At 66.0% G+C, this 23,607-nt stretch carries 14 protein-coding genes and 1 pseudogene; 3 read left to right on the forward strand and 12 right to left on the reverse strand.

Annotated features, from left to right (window positions below):
- The 3 genes from PMM47T1_RS26475 to PMM47T1_RS26485 form a co-directional block, all read right to left on the reverse strand.
- A partial coding sequence (locus tag PMM47T1_RS26475; RefSeq protein ID WP_008374953.1) for an Ig-like domain-containing protein occupies positions 1–5,173 on the reverse strand: 5,173 nt, incomplete at its 3' end.
- A gap of 439 nt (positions 5,174–5,612) precedes the next feature.
- Positions 5,613–6,341, reverse strand: coding sequence for an aspartate/glutamate racemase family protein (locus tag PMM47T1_RS26480; RefSeq protein ID WP_008374956.1), 729 nt, complete (start codon positions 6,339–6,341; stop codon positions 5,613–5,615).
- Positions 6,342–6,361: 20 nt separating this feature from the next.
- Positions 6,362–7,873, reverse strand: coding sequence for an NCS1 family nucleobase:cation symporter-1 (locus PMM47T1_RS26485; RefSeq protein ID WP_008374958.1), 1,512 nt, complete (start codon positions 7,871–7,873; stop codon positions 6,362–6,364).
- 395 nt (positions 7,874–8,268) lie between these two features.
- Here PMM47T1_RS26485 and ku point away from each other — a divergent pair, with 395 nt between their 5' ends.
- On the forward strand, positions 8,269–9,096 hold the full coding sequence (gene ku / locus PMM47T1_RS26490; protein WP_008374960.1) for a non-homologous end joining protein Ku: 828 nt from the start codon (positions 8,269–8,271) through the stop codon (positions 9,094–9,096).
- 134 nt (positions 9,097–9,230) lie between these two features.
- Here ku and PMM47T1_RS26495 read toward each other — a convergent pair whose 3' ends face one another.
- On the reverse strand, positions 9,231–10,154 hold the full coding sequence (locus PMM47T1_RS26495) for a DUF72 domain-containing protein (RefSeq protein WP_008374962.1): 924 nt from the start codon (positions 10,152–10,154) through the stop codon (positions 9,231–9,233).
- Positions 10,151–12,625, reverse strand: a complete 2,475-nt coding sequence (gene ligD, locus PMM47T1_RS26500) for a DNA ligase D (RefSeq protein WP_008374965.1) — start codon at positions 12,623–12,625, stop codon at positions 10,151–10,153. Before ligD ends, PMM47T1_RS26495 begins: the two co-directional genes overlap by 4 nt.
- Before the next feature lie 158 nt (positions 12,626–12,783).
- On the opposite strand from ligD, the gene xth reads away from it, so the two are divergent.
- Positions 12,784–13,578, forward strand: a complete 795-nt coding sequence (xth, locus tag PMM47T1_RS26505; RefSeq protein ID WP_008374966.1) for an exodeoxyribonuclease III — start codon at positions 12,784–12,786, stop codon at positions 13,576–13,578.
- A 127-nt stretch (positions 13,579–13,705) separates the two neighbouring features.
- Here the strand turns inward: xth and PMM47T1_RS31015 are convergent, their stop codons facing one another.
- The 6 genes and pseudogenes from PMM47T1_RS31015 to PMM47T1_RS26530 all read right to left on the reverse strand — a co-directional run bounded on the left by PMM47T1_RS31015 (position 13,706) and on the right by PMM47T1_RS26530 (position 21,288).
- A complete protein-coding gene (locus PMM47T1_RS31015; RefSeq protein ID WP_443216109.1) occupies positions 13,706–14,470 on the reverse strand; it encodes an ABC transporter ATP-binding protein in 765 nt (254 codons plus the stop codon).
- Between the two features lie 48 nt (positions 14,471–14,518).
- Positions 14,519–15,322, reverse strand: a pseudogene (locus PMM47T1_RS31020) (ABC transporter ATP-binding protein); the annotation flags it as partial.
- The gene (locus PMM47T1_RS26515) at positions 15,319–16,212 is read right to left on the reverse strand and encodes an ABC transporter permease (RefSeq protein ID WP_008374971.1); all 894 of its coding nucleotides are present in this window, start codon (positions 16,210–16,212) and stop codon (positions 15,319–15,321) included. The pseudogene PMM47T1_RS31020 and the gene PMM47T1_RS26515, both read right to left, overlap by 4 nt.
- A gap of 3 nt (positions 16,213–16,215) precedes the next feature.
- Positions 16,216–17,166 (reverse strand): ABC transporter permease, encoded by a 951-nt coding sequence (locus tag PMM47T1_RS26520; RefSeq protein WP_008374973.1) that lies wholly within the window; start codon positions 17,164–17,166, stop codon positions 16,216–16,218.
- Entirely contained in the window at positions 17,163–18,785 is a 1,623-nt protein-coding gene (locus tag PMM47T1_RS26525; RefSeq protein WP_008374975.1) for an ABC transporter substrate-binding protein, read from the reverse strand. Before PMM47T1_RS26525 ends, PMM47T1_RS26520 begins: the two co-directional genes overlap by 4 nt.
- A gap of 67 nt (positions 18,786–18,852) precedes the next feature.
- Positions 18,853–21,288 (reverse strand): TonB-dependent receptor plug domain-containing protein, encoded by a 2,436-nt coding sequence (locus PMM47T1_RS26530; RefSeq protein WP_008374976.1) that lies wholly within the window; start codon positions 21,286–21,288, stop codon positions 18,853–18,855.
- 420 nt (positions 21,289–21,708) lie between these two features.
- Between PMM47T1_RS26530 and PMM47T1_RS26535 the strand changes: the two genes are divergently transcribed.
- Positions 21,709–22,680 (forward strand): aldo/keto reductase, encoded by a 972-nt coding sequence (locus tag PMM47T1_RS26535; RefSeq protein WP_008374978.1) that lies wholly within the window; start codon positions 21,709–21,711, stop codon positions 22,678–22,680.
- On the opposite strand, the gene PMM47T1_RS26540 is transcribed toward PMM47T1_RS26535, so the two are convergent.
- On the reverse strand, positions 22,613–23,566 hold the full coding sequence (locus PMM47T1_RS26540) for a LysR family transcriptional regulator (RefSeq protein ID WP_008374980.1): 954 nt from the start codon (positions 23,564–23,566) through the stop codon (positions 22,613–22,615). The genes PMM47T1_RS26535 and PMM47T1_RS26540 overlap by 68 nt on opposite strands.
- Positions 23,567–23,607: the final 41 nt, after the last annotated feature.

Raw genomic sequence — 23,607 nt, forward strand, 5'->3', positions numbered from 1 at the left:
CGGTGGCGCCGGCCTCGCCGGTGCCGTTGAGGGTGCTGCCGTCCTGGCTGATGGTGAGGTGGCTGACCACCGCGGGTGGCGTGGTATCGACGGTGGCCAGGCTGGCATCGGGCGAGACGTTGCCGGCCGCGTCGGTCAGGGTCACGTGCAGGGCGGCACCGGTGGTTTGCGCCGAGGGCAGGGTGACCTGGAAGTTGCCGCTCTGGCTCACGGTGCCGGTGGCCAGTACGGTGCCGTTGGCGTCGCGCACGGTGACGGTGGCGCCCACCTCACCCTGGCCGCTGACCACGGTGCCAACGGTGTTGATGCTCAGGTTGCTGGCGGCATCGGGCGCCTGCAAGTCGGGCGCCACGGTGCTGGCCGGTTGCGAGACATTGCCGGCGGCATCGCTCTGGGTCACGGTCAGGGCCTGGGCATCGACCTGCGGTGTTGTAAACGTGACGATGAAGTTGCCGTTGCTGGCCACCACGGCGCTGCCCACCACGGTGCCGTCGCCATCCACTACCGACACGGTGGCCCCGGCTTCGCCTTTGCCGCTCAGGGTACTGCCGTTGGCCGCCACGGCCACGTCGGTGGGCGCGTCGGGCGCGGTGCTGTCGCTGGCCACCAGCGTGGCCGGCACCGAGGCGTGGCCGCTGGTGTCGGTGGCGGTCACGTGCAGGGTTTGCGCGTTTAGCTGGGCGAAGCGCAGCAGCACGCTGAAGCGGCCGCTGCTGTTGACCACGGCGGTGCCCAGGCTGGTGCCGGTGCTGTCCAGGACATTGACGGTGGTGCCAGCGGTGCCGCTGCCGGTGAGGGTGCTGCCGTCGCCGCTCAGGGCCAGGTCGGCCGGGGTGGCCACCTGCGTGCCGTCCGGCCCGGCCACGTCCACGGCTGCCGAGGCGTTGCCGCTGGCGTCGCTGCTGGTCACGGTGAGGGTGCTGCCGGTGGCAGCCGCAGTGCCCAGGCTGACCACAAACACGCCATCGCTGCCCACGGTGCCGGTGCCCAGCACGGTGCCGCCGCTGTCGCGCACGGTGATGGTGGTGTTGGCTTCACCCGTGCCCGACACCTGGGTGCCGTCCGGGGTGACGGCCAGGTTGCCGGGGTCCACCGGGGCGGTGCTGTCCGGGACGAAGAGGGAGGCCGGCAGCGAGGTGTACAGGTTGTCGCTGGCCGTCACTTGCAGGGCTTGGCCGTTGAGTTGCGCGGTGCCCAGGGTGACGCTGAAGTGGCCGGTGCCGTCGGCGGTGGTGCTGCCCAACGGGTTGCCATCGGCGTCCAGCACGCGCACGGTGCTGCCCGCCTGGGCAGTGCCGGTCAGTTGTGTGCCGGTAACGTCCACGGCAAGGTCGGTGGGCGCGGGTGGCGCAGTCAGGTCCGGCGCAGTCAGGGTCTGGGTGGTCGACGGGTTCAGCGCGGCATCTTCCTGATGCACGCTCAGGGTCTGGCCGTCCAGTTGTGACGGGCTCAGGCTCACGTTGAAGCTGCCATTGCCCGCTACCACGGCGCTGCCCAGCAGGGTACCGCCGCTGTCGCGTACGTACACGGTGTCGCCGGCCACGCCGGTGCCGGTCACGGTGGCGCCGTTGGCGCTGATGGCCAGGTTGGCAAGGGTGCCAGGCGGTGTGGTGTCCGGCGCGGTCAGGGAGGCGTCGGCTGAGGTGTTGTCGCTTGTGTCGCTCTGGTTGACGCGCAGCACCTGGCCATCGGCCTGGTCACTGCTCAGGATCACGCTGAAGGTGCCGCCAGCAGTAACGGTGGCGAAACCCAGCAGGGTGCTGTCCTGGGCATAGACGTGCACCGTGGCGCCGGCTTCGCCGGTGCCTGAAAGCATGCTGCCGTCGGCGTTCAGGGTCAGGCCGGTGGGCACAGCGGGCGGCTGGATGTCGGGGGCGGTCACGTCGCTGGTAGGCGAGGGGTTGCCGGCGGCATCGGTCTGCAGTACGGCCAGGGCCTGGCCGTTGACCTGCGGCGTGGTCAGGGTCACGCTGAAGGTGCCATTGCTGGCGACCACGGCGCTGCCCAGGGCGTTGCCAAAAGCGTCGCTGACGCTGACGGTGGCGCCCACTTCACCGTGGCCGCTGACGATGGCGCCGTTGGCGGATATGCCGAAGTCGGTGATCTGGTCGGGGGCAATCAGGTCCGGGGCGGTCACGGCGACCGGAGTCGAGGGGTTGCCGGCAGCGTCGGTCTGCACCACTTGCAACGCCTGGGCGTTGGCCTGGTCGGTGGTCAGGGTGGCGCTGAAATGGCCGCTGCCGTCGACCACGGCAGTGCCGATCACGGTGCCCGACGGGTCGCGCACGGTCACCGTGGCGCCGATCTCGCCCGTGCCGGTCACGGTGTGGCCGGCGGCGTCTACCGCCAGGGCCGTCAGCGGCGCCGGGGCCTGGGTGTCCGGGGTAACAAAGGCCACGGGGCCGGCGCCGTTGCCGACGCTGTCGGTGGCGCCCACTTGCAGGGTCTGGCCGTTGTTCTGGGCGCTGCTCAGGGTGACGTTGAAGGTGCCATCGGCGGCCACCACGGCGGTGCCGAGCACGGCGCCGTTGGTGTCGGTGACGGTAATGTGCGAGCCCGCTTCACCCATGCCGCTGAGCAAGGTGCCGGTGCTGTTGATCGACAGCTGGCCCGGTTGCAGCGGGCCGTCCAGGTCTGGGGCACTGACGCCGGCGGCGGGCGAGGGGTTGCCCGCCGTGTCGGTCAGGGTTACTTGCAGGGCCTGGCCATCGGCCTGTGCGCTGGCCAGGGCCACGGCGAAACTGCCGCTGGCCGAGACCAGGGCTGTGCCCAGCACGTTGCCGGCACTGTCCTTGACGGTGACGGTGGCACCCACTTCGCCACGGCCGGTCAACAGCAGGCCATCGGCATTGACCATCAGGTCGCTGGCGGCGGCGGGGCCGGTGATGTCGGGGGCGGTCACTGGCACGGTCACGGAGTTTTCGCCATTGCCGTCGATGGCCGTTACGTCCAGCACTTCACCGTTGGCCTGGGCCGGGGTGAGGGTCACGGCGAAGTGGCCGTCATTGGCGACCACTGCCGAACCCAGCAGGTTGCCGGCGCCGTCGCGCACTTCCACCAGGTTGCCGGACGTGCCGGTGCCACTGACCTGGCTGCCGTCGGCATTGACCGCCAGGGCGGCCGGAGTACCAGGGCCGTCAGCGTCCGGGGCAATCACGCCCACGGTGGGGGAGACGTTGCCACTGGCGTCGGCCTGGTTTACGCGCACGATGTCGCCCTGGGTCACGGAGGGTTGCAGGGTGACTTCAAAGGTGCCATTGGCAGCCACGGTGCCGCTGGCGATCACCGTACCGGCGGCATTGAGCACGGTCACCGTGGCACCCACTTCGCCTTGCCCGGAAAGCGCTTGGCCATCGGCACTGATGATCACATCGGTGACCGCTGCCGGCGCGGTGGTGTCGGCGGCGGTCAGCGCTACCGGCGCGCTGGCGTTGCCGGCAGCGTCGGTGGCGGTGACATCCAGGTGCTCGCCATTGGCCTGGGCGCTGTTCAGGGTGAGGGTGAAGCTGCCATCCAGGCCGGCGCGCGCCGCGCCGATCACTGTGCCATTGGCATCATGCACCAGCACTCGCGAGCCGGCCTCGGCGGTGCCGGTCAGGGTCACGCCATCGGCGGCCAGCACCAGGTTGGCCGGTTGCGCCGGCGGCGTGGTATCGGGGGCCATCAGTGCCACGTTGGGCGAGACATTGCCGGCGGTATCGGTGAGGGTTACCTGCAAAATCTGGCCGTTGCTTTGTGCCGGGCTGATGCTGAGGCTGAACAATCCGTCACTGCCCACCACGGCGCTGCCCAGCACAGTGCCGTTGCCGTCGATCACCGTGGCGGTGCTGCCCACCTCGCCATGACCGCTGACCAGGGTGCCGCTGCCGCTGATGGCCAGGTCGGTGGGGGCATCAGGTGGGGTGGTGTCGGTGTTGCCGGGCTGGCCCACGGTAGGCGCCTGGGCGCTCGCGGCCTGGGAGGCGTTGCCGGCGGCGTCGGTGTCGATCACCGAAAGGGTCTGGCCACTGGTCTGCGTGGGCGTGAGGGTGACGCTGAAAGTGCCGTCGCTGGCCACCAGCGCGCTGCCCAGCAGCGTACCGTCGGCGGCCTTGACGGTGATGGTGGAGCCGGGCTCGCCGGTACCGGTCAAAGCATTGCCGTCCGCACTCACCGCAAGGCCGGTGGGCGCATCGGGCGCAGTGGTGTCCGCTGCGGTCAGGCTGCCGGGGGCGGAGGCGTTGCCGGCCGCGTCGGTCAGGGTCACGGTCAGGGTCTGGCCGTTGGCCTGGGCGTCGCCGAGGGTGACCTGGAAACTGCCGTCGCTGCCCACGGTACCGGTGCCCAGCACATTGCCGGCGCTGTCGCGCACCGTCACCGTGCTGCCGGCCTCGCCGGTGCCGCTCAAGGTCATGCCGTCGGCGCCCAGGGCCAAGTGGTCCGGGGCAGTGGGTGCGGTGGTGTCGGGGGCAGTGAGGGTGCCCGGGGCGGAGGTGTTGCCGGCCGCGTCGGTGAGGGTCACGTCCAGGGTCTGGCCGTTGTTCTGGGCGCCGCTGAGCGGCACCTGGAAGGCGCCATCGCTGCCCACCACGGCGGTGCCCAGTACGTTGCCGGCGCCGTCGCGCACGGTCACCGTGCTACCCACTTCGCCCACGCCGTTGAGGGACAGGCCGTCGGCGGACAGGCTCAAGCCGGTAGGCGCATCGGGTGCGGTGGTATCGGCAGCGGTGCCGGTGCTGCCACTGCTACCGCTGCTGCCACCGCCCGTACCCACGGCGGCGGCCGTGGCGCCACCGGCGCCCAGCAGGCCCAGCCCGGCAATCGCCCACTCGGGCGTTGCGCTACCGACCACGCCCACGCCGGCCAGCAGATCATCCAGCGAGGACACCTGGGCAAAGGTAAAACCGTGGAAGGCTTCGGCGTTGTACTGAGCTTGCCACAAGGTGCCGTTCTCGCCCTGGAACACCATGTCGCTGTGCACGCCCTGGGGGCTGGCCTGGAAGAAATTGCCGATTTTGACGTGTTCGCCGTTTTTCAGATTAAGCACCGCGTCATTGCCGGTGCGGCTGACAGACGCCACCTGCTCGGGCGCCACGGGGATCTTCACAACAGCGGGGTCTTGCAGCTGAACGTTGCCAAACGTCTGAGCGGTTACTTGGGCAGTGGCTTTGTCAGCGACGACGATATTGTCCATTATCGGCTCTTCCTTTCGCTTTCTTGTCTGTCACCGCACAACACCTGGCGCGGTGATCGAATGCTGGGTGCGAGAAACTGCTGTACCGAAAAATCCTGTACGAATTGGATCCTCTATGTATAGCAAACAGACACGGAAATGCCCGCTAGCCTGCTGGCTAGCAGCGCTGGCGCGACAGGCGGCGTTGGGATTGTGGGGGTGAGCCTAGGTATGACCGGGGTATTTTGGAAAGGTGCTTTTTTTGTACAAGAAATTTTAGAGTGTGGCTGAGCACGCAACACGCCGATACAACCCGCGTTCTGTAGCAGCAACGGTCTTTGCGGGAGCTGTGGCCAGGCTGTGTCGCGCCGCGCGGGCGGCGCTCGATCCCACCCGCGCACGCACCGCTGCCGCAGGCTGCGGCTAAAGGGGGCATCCCAGCCGTCAGGCTACAGGTCTGTCAGTTATCCCGGCTCAGCGGCCACCCGCTGATGCGTTTGCTCCGCGGCGTGGCATACGTACGCACCTTCGAGGTGCTCAACCCCAGCTTCACCAGCGATTGCGCCAGCGCCACGGCGGCGGTCACGCCGTCCACCACCGGCACGCCGGTGCGCTCGCGGATCAAGGTGTCCAGGCCGGCCATGCCGCCGCAGCCCAGGCAGATGACTTCGGCCTTGTCGTCACGCACGGCCTGTTCGGCCTGGGCGACGATGGCGGCCACGGCGCGGGCGGGGTCGTGCTCCAGTTCCAGTACCGCCAGGCCGCTGGCGCGCACCGAGGCGCAGCGCTGGTAGAGGCCGGCCAGGCGCAGGCGGTCCTGGATCAACGGGACGGTGCGGTCCAGGGTGGTGACCACCGAATAGGCGTGGCCCAGCAGCATGGCCACGCTGGCGGCGGCTTCGGTGATGTCCACCACGGGTACGTCCAGCAGTTCCTGCAAGCCTTCGCGGCCATGCTCGCCATAGCCGGCCTGGATGACGGCGTCGAAGGGCTGGTCATAGGCCATGACCGCGTCCATCACGCCGAGGGCGGCCATGTAGCTTTCGAAGTTGCCTTCCACCGACTCGGCGCCGAAACGCGGGGTCAGGCCGATGATCTCGGTGCCCGGTGCGGCCACGCTGCGCGCCTGCTCGGCGATGGCGGCGGTGATGGATTCGGTGGTGTTGACGTTGACGACCAGGATACGCATGCAAACCTCGTTTGAAGTGATCAATGGTTGGCGTTGTCGACAGCGATGGACTCGCCGCTGACGTCGGAAAATGTCTGGTGACGGTCGCTGATCAGCAGGTAAACCGCGGCGGCAATGGCGGCGCCGAACAGCCAGGAGAACGCCGACACCGTTTCAAAGGCCGGCACCAGCGCCAGCACGATGGCGATGGCGGCCGCAGGCAACACGGCCGCCAGCGCACGCGGGTTGATGCCGCGTCGGTAATGGTAGGCGGCGTTGGCGGCTTCGGTGTACAACTGTGGAACGTTGACCTTGCCGCGGCGCAGCAGCCAGTAGTCGGCGGTGATGATGCCGTACAGAGGGCCGAGCAACGCGCCCAGGCCGGCGAGGAAATACTCGATCACCAGCGGGCTGTTGTACAGGTTCCACGGCAGAATCAGCACCGCCACGGTGGCGCTGATCATGCCCGCGCGGCGGAAGGTCAGCAGCCGTGGTGCCAGGTTACTGAGCACGAAGGCCGGGGCAACGAAGTTGGCCATGATGTTCACCGCCACGGTGACGATCAGCAACGCCAGGCAGCCCATCACCAGGAACGGGGTGTGGGGGATGGACTGGATGATCTGCGTGGGGTTCTCGATGATGCGCCCGTCAATGGAAAACTGCGCGCCGCAGAGCATCACGGTGACCACGGCAAAGGCCAGGATGTTGACTGGCAGGCCCCAGAAATTGCCCAGGCGAATGCAGCGCCGTGACGGCGCGGAACGGGCGAAGTCGCAGAAGTTGAGAATCAGCGTGCCGTAGATGGCCAGCCACAACGCACCGCCGGCAAAGATATGGCGCCACATGCTCGCGCCTTGCAGCGGCTCGCGGATCGACCAACTGATGTGGCCACCGACGCGGCTGTACATCCACACGGCCAGCGACGTCATGGTCAGCAGAATCACCGGGCCGGCAAAGGCTTCGTAGCGGCGCACCATTTCCATGCCGTAGGCCAGGATCACCAGTTGCACCAGCCAGATACTGACAAAGCAGGCCCAGCCCAGGGTCGACAGCCCCAGCACCAGGTTGTGGTCGTATTCGACCAGGCTTGGCGCCAGCGCGGTCACCAGTACCTTGAGCACCACCGAGGCCAGGTAGGTCTGGATGCCGAACCAGGCGATGGCAATCACCGCCCGCACCAGGGCTGGCAGTTGAGCACCATGGATACCGAAACTGACCCGGCTGATGACAGGGAAGGGCACGCCGGTCTTCTGGCCCATATAGCCGGTCAGGTTCATGAAGCCGTACACCAGCACGGCGCCGATCAACAGTGACAGCAGGATTTGCCAGCCGCCCAGGCCCAGCGCGTACAAGCCCATGGCGAAGGAGTAGTTGGCGATGTTGTGCACATCATTGGTCCACAGCGCGAAAATGCTGTAGCCACCCCAGCGTCGGCCTTCGCTGCGCGTGGGCGCCAGGTCGTGGTTGTGCAGGCGCGGGCTGAGCGCGGCGTCACGGGGCCGCGCGGGGGCCAGGTCGTTGAGGGAGGACTCGGCAGGGCTGTTGAGCTGCATCGGTGGGGCTCCACTTCTTGTATTTGTTGTTGTATACAAAACTACTGAATCGGTAAGCCATTTTTGTGCCAAACGTGTGATCTTTATTTTCCAAGGCCACTCTGATCGTGTGGCAAGCATCTGGTTTGCTGGGGTGTGCCCTGTTTCGCAAACGTTCAGGAGGGTATTTTTTTGATCGAATGGTCAAAAAAAGTTGTATACAATCGTGTTACGCATGGTGACAGCGCTGATGCCTACAACCGGCGCGCCCTCGCTTGGTGCGGCCGATGCCCATCCTGGGGCAATCGGTAGCACCACCGTGTCGCCGGCGTAGGCAGCGGCGCAATTAAACCTTCGCTTCGGCGCGCAGTCAGTGTTTCTACAGGCCCACCCGCGGGCCACGCAGGAGAGCAACTATGGCCCGGGCCATTTGGAAAGGCGCCATCAGTTTCGGACTGGTGCACATACCGGTGTCGTTGAGCACGGCCGTGTCCAGCGAACGCATCGATTTTGACTGGCTGGACAAGCGCAGCATGGACCCGGTGGGCTACAAGCGCATCAACAAGGTCACCGGCAAGGACATCGACAAGGACAACGTCGTCAAGGGCGTGGAGTACGAGAAGGGCCGCTATGTGGTGATCAGCGAAGACGAGATCCGCAAGGCACGCCCCGAAGCCACCCAGACCATCGATATCTTTTCCTTCGTGACGGCCGGCGAGATCCCCTTGCAGGTGTTCGATACGCCTTACTACCTGGCCCCCGACCGCCGTGGCGGCAAGGTCTATGCGCTGCTGCGCCAGACCCTGGAGAGCACCGACAAGGTCGCCTTGGCGCGGGTGGTGTTGCACACTCAACAGCACCTGGCGCTGATCCGACCGCTGGAGGACGCACTGGTGATGATCACCTTGCGCTGGCCCTCGCAGGTGCGCGGGCTGGATGCCCTGGAGCTGGACAGCAGCGTCACCGAGGCGAAGATCGACAAGCGTGAGTTGCAGATGGCCAAGCGTCTGGTAGAAGACATGAGTGGCACGTGGACGCCTGACGAGTATCAGGACGACTTCAAGCAGACCATCATGGACCTGGTGGAGGAGAAAGCCAGCAAAGGCAAGATCGCCACCGTGACCTCGCTGGACGAGAAGGGCGAGGGCAAGGGCGCCGATATCATCGACCTTACCGACCTGCTCAAGCGCAGTTTGGCCGGGAAGAAGCCGGCGCCCAAGCGCGCCACCAAAAAGGCGTCGTAACGCCCCCCGTTGGTGAGGCGGGGCGGCCGTCCGTCGCCAGGCTGCGAAAAGGTCTGCAGAAGCTTCGCCGGTGTCATGCCGATCGCGGGCCCGCCGTGCGGGCCTTCGCAGCCTGCGGCAGCGCCTACTCGCGACTACAACGTTGCGGGCAGTTCGCCGGGGGCGGTTTGCAGCGCGCCATCCAGGTTGAGCAACGCCAACAGCCGCCGCGCATCGTACGGCGCGCGCACCTTGATGTCGTTGTCGAAGTAGCAGAAGACGTCCCGACGAGTCGCCTTGGGCGGCGGCGTATCGGTGTCGATCAACTGCGCATCCCCAGGCTGCGCCCCGCGCTTCCACGCCATGATCCGCCTGCGCCACTCACCCAGCGCTTCGTCTGAATACCCGCTGGCGTACAGCTGCTTGTCGCCGTGCAAGCGCATATAGATGAAGTCACTGGTGACGTCCTGCACGCGCGGCCATTTACGGGCGGCGTCGGCCACCACCAAGGCCACGTGGTGCTTGCGCAGCAGTGCGACGAACGCGGGATCGACAAAGCTGGGATGGCGGATTTCGATGGCATGGCGCAGGTGCTGTTTGGGGTTGCCGTCCAGGTAGCCAGGGCGTTGCAGGCGCTCGGCACAGTGGCGGGCCTGCGCCAGCAGCTGTTCGCCCGTGCGCGGCAGGCGCGCCATGAAGTCGTCGAACAACCCGGCGTCGAAACGCAGGCTGGGTGCAAACTGCCACAGCATCGGCCCCAGGCGATCACCCAGCGACAGAGGCCCGGAGGCGAAGAAGTTGGCCAGGGCCTCGTCGATGTCGTGCAGGCGTTTGGTGTGGGTAATGTAGCGTGGGCCCTTGACGCTGAACAGGAAGCCGTCCGGCGTTTGCGCCGCCCATTCGGCGAAGCGCTCGGGGCGTTGCAAGGCATAGAAGGTGCCGTTGATCTCGATGCTGTTCACCGCCCGCGAGGCAAAGTGCAGCTCGTCTTTGTGCCGCAGGCCGTCGGGGTAGAAATCGCCGCGCCACGGCGTGTAGCGCCAGCCGGACATGCCGATGTGTACGCTGGCCTTGCTCATCCTTCGCTGCCCAGGCGCTTGCGCAGGGTGGCGGTGATCGATTGCCGGGTGCTGGCGTAGTCGGCCCAGGGGTCGTCGTTTTCGGCCAGGCGTTCGCCCAGGTTGAACAGGTTCCATTGGTTGGCCGATTTGAGCTGGGCCAATTCTTCGCGGCGGATTGGTACCGACACCGGCAGCCCTTCGCGCGCGCGAACCGAATAGGCGCAGGCAGTGGTGGCGCCTTTGGTGTTGCGCAGGTAGTCGATGAAAATCCGCCCCACGCGGTTTTTCGGTCCGGACACCGCAGTCAGGCGGTCGGGCAGCAGCGCCGCCAGGTGCTTGACGATGGCGTGGGCAAAGTCCTTCACCGCGTCCCAGCCCAGGCGCCGGGTCAGCGGCACCACAATGTGCATGCCTTTGCCGCCGCTGGTCTTGAGGAACGCGGTCAGCCCCAGTTCATCCAGCAGCGTGAGGGTGAGTCGGGTGGCTTCCAGCATGCTTTTCCACGGCAGGGCAGGGTCCGGGTCCAGGTCGAGAATGAAACGGTCGGGTTTGTCGTAGGTGTCGCGGGTGGCGTTCCAGGTGTGCAGCTCCAGGGTGTTCATCTGCACCGCGCCCAGCAACGCGTCGGCGCTGTTGATGATGATCACCGACTGCCCGGCGGCTTCGTCGCTCACTAGCCCGGGAATGTCCAGGTGCCCGGCGTTCTTCTGGAAGAACAGCTCGCCGGCCAGGCCCTCGGGGGCGCGCACCAGGGCCACGGGGCGGTCCTTTAGGTGCGGTTCGATCCACGGGGCGATCTGCGCGTAATACTCGGCCAGGTCGCGCTTGGTGGCGCCGTTGCTGGCATCGATGACACGGTCGGGGTGGGTCAGGCGCAGGGTGTCGCGGCTGGCGGCTTTGGACGCTTTGGACGCTTTGGCGGCTTTCACGGGTGTCTCCTGGCGGATGGCCTTGGCCGGTTTGTCATTACGCAGCCCATGAAACACCGAATGGCGCACCACGCCGTCGCGGGTCATCTGTGCATAGGCGACCTCGGCCAGCAACTGAGGTTTGAGCCAGTGCACGTCACGGGCCTGGGCGCCGGGGGGCGGGTTGGCCACTTGGGGTTTGGCGGTGTGCAGGGGCTTGAGGCGTTCGAGGATGCTGGCCAGGGTGGCGGTGTTGAAGCCGGTGCCCACTTTGCCGGCGTAGCGCAGTTCACCGCTGTCGGTGTCGTGCAGCCCCAACAGCAGGGCGCCGAAGCCGCTGCGGCTGCCCTTGGGCTCGGTGTAGCCGACGATCACGAATTCCTGGCGCAGCTTGCACTTGAGCTTGACCCAGTCGCTGCTGCGCTTGCCGCTGTACAGGCTGTCCATGCGCTTGCCGATCAGGCCTTCCATGTCCATCCGGCAAGCACTGGCCAGCAGGGAATCGACCGGTTGGTCGAAATCTTCGGAATAGCGCAGTTGCGGCGCATCGTTGTGCTCAAGCACGGCAGCCAGGGCGGCGCGGCGTTCCTGCAGCGGGCACTGGCGCAGGTCACGACCGTTGAGGTAGGGCACGTCGAACAGGTAATAGACGATGGCCTCGTCGGTGCCGTCATCGAAGGCGTTTTGCAAGGCCTGGAAGTCGGCGACACCGTCGGCGTTGGCCACCACCATTTCGCCGTCCAGCCACGCCGACTCCAGGCCCAGTGCCGCCAAGGCCTTGGCCTGGCTGGGCATCTTCGCTGTCCAGTCCTTGCCGTTGCGGGTGAACAGTTTGACCTGCCCGGCGTCGATGCGCGCCATGACGCGGTAGCCGTCGAACTTGATTTCATAGCGCCAGTCGCCGCTGGGCGGGGACTCGACCAGGGTGGCCAGTTGTGGCGTCATTGAGCTGGGCAACCTGGCCTTGGCAGGCTTGCGGGTGGTTGCCTTGGTCGCCTTGGTCGACTTTACGGCGGCCTTGGGAACCAGCGTGCGCTCGCTGAGCACGCTGTCGGGTGCGGCCTGGACAATGTCATAGTCGGCTTCGGGGCGGGCGTCGGTGTCCGCCGACTTGATCAGCAGCCACTGCTCCTTCTTGCCCGCCAGGTGGGTGCGGAACAAATTCCAGGTGCCCGACAGCTTTTCACCTTGCAGGCGGAAGCGCAGCTTGCCCTTGGCGTAGCTTTCCTGCGGGTTGCCTTCGGGAATCCAGATGCCGCGGTCCCACACAATCACATCACCGGCGCCGTAGTGGCCTTGGGGGATGTGGCCCTCGAAGCCGGCGTAGTCCAGCGGGTGGTCTTCCACGTGCACCGCCAGGCGCCGCACCTTGGGGTCCAGCGACGGCCCCTTGGGAATGGCCCAGCTTTTCAAGGTGCCGTCCAGTTCGAGGCGGAAGTCGTAATGCAGGTGGCTGGCGTCGTGCTTCTGGATGCAGTATTGCAAGGCGTGGCCCTTGCCGCGCTGCGCGGCCTTGCCGCTGGGTTCGGGGGTGGCATCGAAGTTGCGCTTTTGCTGATATTCCTTGAGCGACCTGGCCATGGCGGGGCTCCAGAGCTGGCGAGGGATCTATCAGGTGGGAAACGCAGGCGAGGGCAGAGTTCAACCGGGGTGACGGGCTGAACGTTTGGGTGTGCGGGTGACTCGAAAGATCAGCGTGGCCGCTGCCCAAGGCTGCGTCTGCGGACCGGAGAGCACCGATGAAAGCCCTGAAAATCGCCACCTTCAACATCAACGGCCTGCGCGCGCGTTTGCCCAACCTGTTGCGCTGGCTGGCCAAGGAACGCCCCGATATTGCCTGCCTGCAAGAACTCAAGGCCGCCGACGGGCAGTTTCCCGCCGCCGACTTCGAAGCCATCGGCTACGGCAGCCTGCACCACGGCCAGCCGTCGTGGAATGGCGTGGCGATTCTGGCCCGCGACGCCCAGCCGCTGGAGTCGCGCCGCGGCTTGCCGGGTGACCAGGCGGACAGCCAGAGCCGCTACCTGGAAGCCGCCGTGCATGGTGTATTGGTGGGCTGTTTGTACTTGCCCAACGGCAACCCGCAGCCGGGGCCCAAGTTCGATTACAAGCTGGCCTGGTTCGAGCGGCTGATCGCCCATGCCCAGGCCCTGCAGGCCAGCGAATACCCGGTGGTGCTGGCCGGGGACTACAACGTGGTGCCCACGGACCTGGACATCTACAACCCCAAGTCCTGGCTCAAGGATGCTTTGCTGCAACCCCAGAGCCGGGAGTGCTACCGGCGGCTGCTGGACCAGGGTTGGACCGATGCCCTTCGGCACTTGTACCCCGAAGAGCGGGTGTACACCTTCTGGGATTACTTTCGCCAGCACTGGCAGCGCAACTCGGGGTTGCGCATTGATCACCTGCTGCTGAACCCCGCCATGGCGCCCTACCTCAAGAACGCCGGGGTTGATGCCTGGGTGCGCAACGAAGAACACGCCAGCGACCATGCGCCCACCTGGATCGAACTCGGCACCCGCAAGCGCCACTGATGTAGCAGCAACTGTCTTGGGAGGGCATGTAGCCGCTGCCGTTAGGCTGCGCTGGCCCCGGCGTGCACTGCAGATCTTCAGTGTACGCAACCGCCAGCGCAGCCTGGCGGCAGCGGCACGTCAGCGGTCATGCGCAGTATCGATGCCCCGGGATGGCATCCAGCAGCTCGCGGGTATACGCATGCGCCGGCTGGTGCAACAGCTGGCTCGCCAGGCCCTGCTCCACCACCTGCCCTTGACGCAGGACGACTACCTCATGGGCCAGGCTCTGCACCACCGCCAGGTCATGGGACACCAGTACATAGGCAACCCCCAGTTCGGACTGCAAACTGCGCAGCAGGTCAAGGATCTGCGCCTGTACCGACACGTCCAGCGCCGACACCGGCTCATCCAGCAACAACAGCTCCGGCCGCAGCGCCAGGGCGCGGGCAATGGCCACACGCTGGCGCTGGCCGCCGGACAGCTCTCGCGGCAAACGGTCCAGGTAGCTGGCGGGCAGTTGCACCTGGTCCATCAACTGCCGGGCCGCCTGTTTCAGGGCATCGCCCTTGCGCAGGCCAAAGGACAACAGCGGCTCCACCACACTCTGGTAAATCGTGAACGAAGGGTTCAGCGAGGCAAAGGGGTTCTGCTGCACCAGTTGGATGCGCTGGCGCAAGGGCCGAAACTGCTTCCAGCTGAGGTTCGTGATGTCCTGGCCGTCGAAGCGCACGTGGCCCTGGCTGGGCGCCTCCAGGCCCAGGGCGATGCGCAGGCTGGTGCTTTTGCCCGAACCGGACTCGCCGACAATGGCCAGCGTCTGACCCGGGTACAGGTCCAGGCTCAAGCCTTGCAAGGCCTGGAATGTCTGGCTCTGGCCGTCGCGGGCGGGCAGCGGGTAGTGCTTGCCCACACCTTGCAGGCTCAGCAGCGGCCCAGTGGTGCGCGGTGGCAGGGGCAACGGCTGCTGGCCGTTGCCAAAAGCCGGTGCGGCAGCCAGCAGCGCCCGGGTGTACGGCTCGGCCGGCGCCGACAGCACCTCACGCGCCGGGCCCTGTTCCACCAACTCGCCGTCCTTCATCACCAAGAGGCGATCGGCACGGTCGGCCGCCACGCCCAGGTCATGGGTGATGATGATCAGCGAAATCCCCCGCGCCTTCACCAGTTGCTGCAAGTGATCGAGGATGCGCCGCTGCACGGTCACGTCCAGCGCACTGGTGGGCTCATCGGCAATAATCACCCGTGGTTCACCCGCCAGGGCAATGGCGATCAGCACCCGCTGGCGCATGCCGCCGGACAGCTCATGAGGGTACTGGCGCGCGCGCAGCTCGGGGTTGTCCAGGCCCACCTGAGTCAGCAGCTCCAGCACGTCGGCATCCAGTGCCGGGTAGCGGCGGCCGCCGTGGGCCAGGATCAGGCTTTCGCCGATCTGCTTGCCGATGCTCAGGGTGGGGTTGAGGCTGACCATCGGGTCTTGCGGCACCAGGCCGATGAAGCGGCCGCGCAACCGGCGCTTGATGCGTTCACTGGCGTTGCTGATGTCGGTGTCGTCCACCAGCAGGCTGCCGCCGGTGACCTTGGCGCTCGCGGGCAACAGGCCCAGCAGGGCACTGGCGAGGGTGGTCTTGCCGGAACCGGACTCGCCGACAATGGCCAGGGTTTCCCCGGCGTCCAGGTGCAACGACAACCCGCGTACCGCTTCCTTGACCCGCCCACCGTTGTAATAGCTGACGCTCAGGTCGCGCACATCGATCAAGGCGCTCATCGCGGGGTTTCCTCCAACGTGCGGGCAATGTGATTGAGGCTGAACACCACCAGCACCACCACCAGGCCCGGCAGCAGCGACACCCAGGGGGCAGTGATGAGGAACTGCCTGCCATTGGCGATCAGCGTGCCCCATTCGGCCAGCGGCGGCTGGGCGCCGAAGCCCAGGAAACTCAGGCCGGCGGTGGCCAGGATGGCCGCGCCGAAATCCAGGGTAGCCAGCACCGCCACCGGCCCCCAGGCGTTGGGCAGCACGTGGCGCAGCAGGGTGCGGGTCCAGCTGGCACCGCCCAGGCGCGCCGCTTCCACGTAGGGCAGGGTCTTGACCCGTAGCACTTCGGCACGCGTGGTGCGGGCAAAGCCGGGAATGATGCCGACGCCCACGGCCACCGCGACGGGCACCGTGCCAAAGCCGATGGCGGTGACGATGGCCAGGGCCAGCAACAGGCCGGGCAGGGCCAGCAGCACATCGACCAGGCGCATGATGCCGGCATCGATGCGCCCACCAATGAAACCCGAGACAATGCCCAGGCCCAGGCCGCTGACCAGCGCCAGGCCGACTGCCAGCAACGCGGCCAGAATCGATAGGCGCGCGCCGTACAGTATCCGCGTGTACAGGTCGCGGCCCAGTTCATCGGTGCCAAACCAGTGGCCAACGCCGGGCGCCAGCAGTTTCGCCGCCGGCACCGTGGCATAAGGGTCAATGCTGCTGAACAGGCCGGGGGACAGCGCAGCCAGCAGCGCGAACAGCACCACGGCGGCGGCCAGCATGAAACCGGGGCGGCGCAGCAACGGGCCCATGGTTTCCAGCAGGCGTTGCAGGCGCCCGCGCGGCTGCCAGGCGGCAAGGGCGGGCTGGGCACGGGACAGGCTGTGATCGGTAACGGTCATGGTTCAGGTCACCTTGGGCGAGTGGGTGATGCGGGGGTCGAGGATCGGGTACAGCAGGTCCACCAACAGGTTGACCAGCACGAAGGCGGCGGCCGACACCGTGACCACCCCCAGTACCACGGGGATGTCCTGGCGCAGCACGGCTTCCTGCACCAGGCGGCCGACACCGTTGCGGGCAAAGATGGTTTCCACCAGCACCGCGCCCGACACGGTGTTGCCCACTTGCAGGCCGATCAGGGTCAGCAGCGGCAGGGCGGCATTGCGAAAGCCATGGCGCGCCTGCACCTGGGCACGGCTCAGGCCCTTGGCGTGAGCGGTGAGGATGTAGGGTTCGCGCCATACGTCGAGGAAGCCGCGTTGCAGCACCTGGGCGTACACCGCGGCACTGGGAATGGCCAGGGTTACGGCGGGCAGCACCAGGCTGCTCAAACCCTGGCTCCCGGTGGACGGCAACCAGCCCAGGCTGAAGGCAAACACCTGGATCAGCAGTAGCCCCAGCCAGAACACCGGTATCGAAAAGCCCAGCGCCGGCAGGCGCGACAGGGCGATTTTCAACGGTTGCCAGCGCACATACGCGGCCAGGTAGGCCAGGCCGATGCCGCCCAGCAACGACAGCGCAATGGCGGTGCCGGCCAGCGCCAGGGTTTGCGGCAGGCGCTCGGCCAGTACCGCGGTCACCGGCCGGTTGAGGGTCAGCGACTGGCCCAGGTCACCGTGCAGCACGCCCCACAGCAAGTGCCCGTAGCGAACCCACAGGCTCTGGTCCAGGCCGTAGTAGGCGCGGGCCTTGGCCAGTTGCTCGGGCGAAAGGGCGTCGATTTCCATGCCTGAGGCATTGAGCATGATGGACAGTGGGTCACCCGGCAGCAGGTACAAGATGAAATAGGTGATGGTGAAGGCGCCCCACAACACCAGCAGCGCCTGGCCAAGGCGGCCCAACAGGTAGCGGCTCATGGGCTGACCTCGATGTCGTTTAGGAAGGCAAAGCCTTCGGCGCTCCAGCGGAAGTTGTGCACTCGCGGCGCGGTGGCGGCCTGCCACACCCGTTCAAACACCGGAATGGCCGAGCTTTGGTCAATCAGCAGGTCTTGCAGGCTGCCGTAGGCCTTGGCGCGTTGGTCGCCAGTGGTGGCGGTCAGGCCATCGTCGAACAGCGTCTGGGCCTGGGCCAGGGCGGCCGGCGCGTAGGCGTTGGTGGCCAGGGTAGGGCTGGTGGCGCTACGCGGGTCAAGGATGGTCTGCAGCACGATGGGGTCGGCGCGGGTCATGTAGGAAAACGTGAGGTCGTAGTTGCCCGCAGCGTTGGCGGTAAACCATTCGGCGGTGGTGCGCACTTTCAGCACCAGGTCGATGCCCACCTTGCGCAATTGATCCTGAATCAGCACATCGCCGGCGGTTTCCTTGGTAGGCACGTTGTACGTCAGGCTCAAGCGCTTGCCGTCCTTGTGCCGGTAGCCGTCGGTGCCCAGGCTCCAGCCGTCCTTGTCCAGCAACGCGGCGGCGCCCTTGGGGTCATAGTCCAGCTTGTCGCCCTGGCTGCGGAAGTACGGCGTGGTCACGTCGTACACACCGTCCACTACGGGGAAGGACGGGCTGTATACCGTGGCCGCGTAGCTCTTGCGGTCGATGGCCTTCTGCACGGCCAGGCGCACGTCGGCGTCAGCCAGGATGCGATCGCCATGGGTGTTGGGGTACAGGTTCCAGGCCGGGCCGGGCAGCGAGCGGCTCTGGATAGTGGCGTGCTTGCTTTCCAGTAGTTTCAGGTCCACGTCGGAGAACGGGTTGCGCGGCCACAGGATGTCCACCTGGCCTTGCAGGAACTGGCCGTTGCGCACGCTTTCTTCGGGGATGTAGCTGACCTCGACGGCGGCCACATGGGCGTCGCCCTTGTTCTGCACGTTGGCCGACGCCCACGCATAGCCGCTGCGCTTGACCAGGCGCAGGCCGCTTTCCGGCGTGTAATGGTCGAGTACGAAAGGACCGCTGCCGATGATGGCGCCCAGGGAGCGCTCTTTGGCCGTGTGCCGGTACGACTCGGGCGCCAGGATGGCCAGGTTGGTGGTGGAGGTAGCCTGCAAGAAGCCGGCGTTGGGTGTGCTCAGCACCAGCTTGATGGTGTGTGTGTCGATGATTTCGGCGTGGTCATAGCCGGCCAGGTAGGTGGCGCCAAAGGCGCTGGGCACCTGGGCGGCGAAGGCCTTGTCGCTGTCGAAGGCGGTCTTCACCGCCTGGGCATCGAAGGCCTCGCCGTTGCTGAAGGTCACGCCCTGGCGCAGGTGAAAGGTGTAGGCGCGGGCGTCGGCGCTGACTTCCCAGCTGTCGGCCAGCCAGGGAATGATCTGGCCGGTGTGCGGGTCCTGGTCGGTCAGCGATTCCACCACGTTGCGCAGCACCACCCGGTGCTCCAGCCAGTAGACCTGGAAGGGGTCGAGGCTGACCAATTGGGTGTTGTCGCCGAAGAACGCGATTTTCAGCGTGTTGGCGGCCTGGGCATCGGGGTGCGAGGGGCCGCAGCCTGACAGGCCCAGGGCCAGGAGGATGGCCGCGCTGGCCAGGGTTCGTTGCAGCTTCATGGGGCGGTACCTCGTGCGGCTATTCATGCCAGAAAGGGCCGCATCGGGGAACGATGCGGCCGCGTGGTCAGAAGTCGTAGGCGATCTTGGTGTACCAGGAGCCGCCACCGGGGTAGAACGGCGGGTTGCCGTAGGGCGCCAGGCCCAGGCTGCTGTACACGGCGTTCTTGTCGGGGCGCACGTCGAAGATGTTGCTGCCGCCCACGCTCAGGGTCAGGTGGTCGAAGAACGTGTAGCTGATGTCCAGGTCGGTGAGCCACTTGGCGCCGAAGCTGCGGTCGCCGCTTTCGTTCACCGCAAGCGTGGACACCTTGCCGTAGCGGGTGGTGTTCAGGTTGGTGTTCCAGTTGCCCACGGTCCAGTTGGCGCCCAGGATGAATTTGGTCTTGGGCAGGGCGTCGGTCAGGTCGCCTTCGCGGTTGCGGCCCACCAGGGTCACGCCGGCGTCGGCCAGGGAAGCAGGGGTGTCCTTGGCGTCGATGATGGTGGTCTTGTTGTAGTTGAAGGCCGCGCTCCAGCGCACGTCGCCGTACTGGGCGAACGGCGTGGTGTGGTCGGCCACCACGTCCAGCCCGCGGGTGCGGGTGTCGAAGGCGTTGGTGTAGTAGTCCACCCAGGTGCCGCTGGCCACGCCCTGGGACGCCAGGATGCTGTTGATAGTGCCGTCGCCGTGGTCGTAGATGGCGCTGGTGAGGGCAATGCGGTTCTGAATGTCGACCACGTAGGCGTCGGCCGTCACGCTGGTGCGTGGGGCGGGCTGCCAGGTGATGCCCAGGCCGATGTTCTGGGATTTTTCCGGCTTCAGGGCGCTGCCGCCCAGGGCCTTGGCCAGGCTGCTGTCGGAGGCGGTGAGGCGGGTGGTGGCGGGCACCACGTTGCCGTTTACGTCGGTGTTCACCCGGCTGTCGGTGGTGGTGTAGCCCTCTTGGGTCAGCGACGGGGCACGTACGCCGGTGCCGAGGGTGCCGCGCACGGCCACGGTGTCGGTCAACTTGTAGCGGCTGTTGAACTTCAGGCCCAGCTTGTTCCCCGAATAGTCATCGTAGTGCTCGACCCGCGCGGCCACGTCGGCGTACCAGCGGTTGGTCAGGTCAAAGCCCAGGTCCAGGTAGCTGGCGTAGGTATTGCGGATCAGGTCCACTTCGTCCTCGGGGCGAATGATGATCGACGCCTGCGCACCGCTGGCGGCGTTATAGGTGCCGGTTTCGTAAGAGTCGGCAGAGCCTGCGAAAGTGCTGAAGCGCTCCCATTTGTGCTCCACGCCGGTGGAAATGGTCACCGGCACGCCCAGGTTGAACGGGTTTTCGAAGCGGCGGCTGAAGTCGAGGTTGTTCACCCACTGGTCGGAGCGGAAGGTGGCCAGGTTGTTGAAACTGGTGGGTGAATCGTCACCCAGCGACGGGTTGAGGTTAAGCGAACTGGAATACTTCAGGGTGTCGCGGCCGTAACTGGTGCTGAGGTCGTAGTCCCAGCCGCCCACCTCGCCCTTGCCGCCGAACACGAACTGGTAGTCGATGTCGCGCAGGTTGTTCACCGGGTAGTAGCCGTCGGGGAAAATCGACGGCACCGCGGCGGTACCGTTGGGGAAACGGTAGTAGTTCTGGATCACCGCCTTGCGCTCACCGTAGGTGCCGAAGGAGTACAGGGTGACGTCGTTCACTGGCAGTTCGGCGTTGTAGCCCAGGTTGTAGGCCTTGAGTTCGGGGTCGCCGTTCTTGATGGCCACCCGATCCCAGGCGGCTTCCTTGGCGGGGTCGCTGTAGGCGGTGACGGTGCTGTCAGCCTTGCCGTCCCACGAGGCATAGCCGCGCTTGCGGGCGTCGGCGGACAGGTGCAGGAAGCCGCCATCGCCCAGTTTGAAGCCTTCGTCGGCGGCAATTTTCTTGGTGGCGCCTTCGCCCGAGAACAGCTCGCCGTAGCTGCTTTCGATGTGGCCGCCCGCGTCCTGGGCCTTGAGAATGATATTGACCACACCGGCCACGGCATCGGAACCATAGCGGGCGGCTGCTGCGTCCTTGAGCACCTCGATGTGGTCGATGGAACTGATGGGGATCATGTCGATGTCGACAACGTTTGCGCCGCTGTTGTCGGTGGAGCCGCTCTGGATCGAGGCGCCCAGGTGACGGCGCTTGCCGTTCACCAGCACCAGCGTGTATTCGGGGCCCATGCCGCGGTTGCTCAGGGGCCGGGTGGTGGAGTTGAAACCGGCGATGTTGGTGCCGAAGGTGAACGACGGCAGCAGCTTGGCAATGGCCTCGGACAGCTCGGCGCGGCCGGTCTTGACCAGCGCATCGTTGCTGATGATGTCGATGGGCGATGAACTGTCCACCACCGTGCGCTGCTGGGCACGGGCAGCAGTGGGCGCGGCGGTGACGGTCACGGTCTGCAACTGGGAATCGCTAGTGTCGGCGCGCGCCAGCGGCGCGGTGGCCAGCAGCACAGACACGGTGAGGGTCGACAGCGGGAACGTCCTGGCGGGTATGGGGAAATACGAGCGTGGCATGGCGGGCGTTGTCCATTAAAACTGGCACTGGCCCGTGGTGTGGGTGCAGGTTCCATTTCCTGAAGGTGGCGGTGTGGACGACGCCTGTGTCGTCTTGGGTTGATAGTATTTTCATAACAAACGCAATGGAAATTCTATTTTGATCTATTGATATTATTCATTTGTTGTATGTCTATTAATTATTTCATGAAATTAAATAATGATTTTTATGGCGCCGCAGCACTGTGGGAGCAGGCTCTGCCCGCGAAGAAGGCGCCGCGCCGGGGTTGACCCCGCGCGGTGCTACTTTCGCGGGTAGAACCCGCTCCCACCAGTGCGCTGGGCTGATACCAAAAAGGTATGACTGAAACGGTATTGGACCCTTCATCCACCCGCTCCCTAACCTGTGCCCACTCACTGAACCACTCTGGAGTGGACACCATGCAATACGTACGATTGGGCTCGGCCGGCATGAAAGTCAGCAAACTGTGCCTGGGCTGCATGAGCTATGGCTCGCCAGCCTGGCGTGACTGGGTGCTGGATGAAGGCGCCAGTCGGCCCTTTATCAAGCAGGCACTGGACGGCGGCATCAATTTCTTCGACACCGCCGACATGTATTCCCTGGGCGCCAGTGAAGAGGTGCTGGGGCGCGCGTTGCTGGACTATGCGCCACGGGACGAGGTGGTGATCGCCACCAAGGTCAACTACCCCATGAGCGACAAGCCCAACGCCAGCGGCCTGTCGCGCAAGCACATCCTGGCCAGTATCGATGCGTCGCTCAAGCGCCTGGGCACTGACCATGTGGACCTGTATGTGATTCACCGCTTTGACCCCCAGACACCCATCGAGGAAACCATCGAAGCCCTCGACATCGTGGTGCGCTCGGGCCGTGCGCGGTACCTCGGCGCCTCGTCCATGCACAGCTGGCAGTTCATGCGCATGCTGGCCTTGCAGGAGCAACATGGCCTGGCCACGTTCGTGTCGATGCAGAACCACTACAACCTGATCTATCGCGAGGAGGAGCGGGAAATGCTGCCCCTGTGCCGCGAACTGGGCATCGCGGTCACGCCCTGGTCACCCTTGGCGCGGGGTTTGTTGGCCGGGTCGCGGCAGACCGGGACATTGCGGGCCACCACTGACCAGCCGGCGCATCAATGGTACGACCAGCAGGCCGATGAAGCGGCGATTATCGCGGCGGTCGAAGGCATTGCCGCCGAACGTGGCGTGCCCGCCGCGCAGGTGGCGATGGCATGGGTGGCAAGCCGGGAAGGGGTGACGTCGCCGATCATCGGCGCCACCAAGCCACGGCATTTGCAGGACGCGCTTGCCGGGATCGAACTGGTGCTTACCGCCCAGGAGGTGGTTCGCCTGGAACAGCCGTATCGCCCGCGCCCGGTGGCCGGCCACGAGTAAGCCGCACCCGCTCCAGGAAGGCGCGCAGCACCGGCGAGGCGTTGTCGTCGGCATAGGTTACGGCCACGCCGGCGGTCAAACCGCCTTCCCGCGGCTTCAGCCTGCGGAAGGCCACGCCCTGGCGCTTCACATTCTGCAGCGAGGCCGGGATCAGGGCGATGCCCTGGCCTTCGGCAATCATCCCCAGCAGGATGTGGTGGTCGGCCGGTTCCGGTAGCGTCGCCGGCGTGAAACCGATGCGCTGGAAAAAGGCCTGGCAGTAGTCGTGAAAGCCCGGGTTCAGGCGCCGCTCGAAGTCGAAAATCGTCTCGCTCGCCAGGTCATCGAAGCCCAGTTGGCGTTTGCGCGCCAGCGGATGGCGGGCGGGCAGGGCGGCCAGCATAGGTTCTTCGATCAGGGTTTGCTGCACCAACCCACGGGCGTCGGTGTGCAGGCCGATGAACGCGGCGTCCATCACGCCGTTCTTGATGTCGCGCACCAGGCTCACCGAGTGCTTGCCCTTGACTACGATGCGGCAGTCAGGGAAGTCGCCTTGCAAGGCGGCGACCACATCGGGAAAGGCGCTGCGGTCGAGCACGGTGGTGTAGCCGATCACGAACTGCCGTGCGGCGCTGGCCCCGGCGCTTTTGGCCGAGGCAATGGCTTTCTGTGCCTGGGCCAGTGTGCGCCGCGCTTCGGGCAGAAAAGCCGCCCCGGCTGCCGTCAACACCACGCCCGTACGGGTGCGCTCGAACAGCGCCACCCCCAGATCATCCTCCAACTGCCGAATCTGCCGGCTCAGCGGCGGCTGGCAAATGAACAGGCGCGCAGCGGCGCGGCCAAAATTGAGGGTTTCGCTGAGCGCCACGAAATAGCGGAATTGGCGCAGGTCGATGGAATCGGTCATGCGCGAAAGGTATCACGGGATCGCGTCAGCGCTCGCCCTGT

Source organism: Pseudomonas sp. M47T1, assembly GCF_000263855.1.
Lineage (GTDB): Bacteria > Pseudomonadota > Gammaproteobacteria > Pseudomonadales > Pseudomonadaceae > Aquipseudomonas.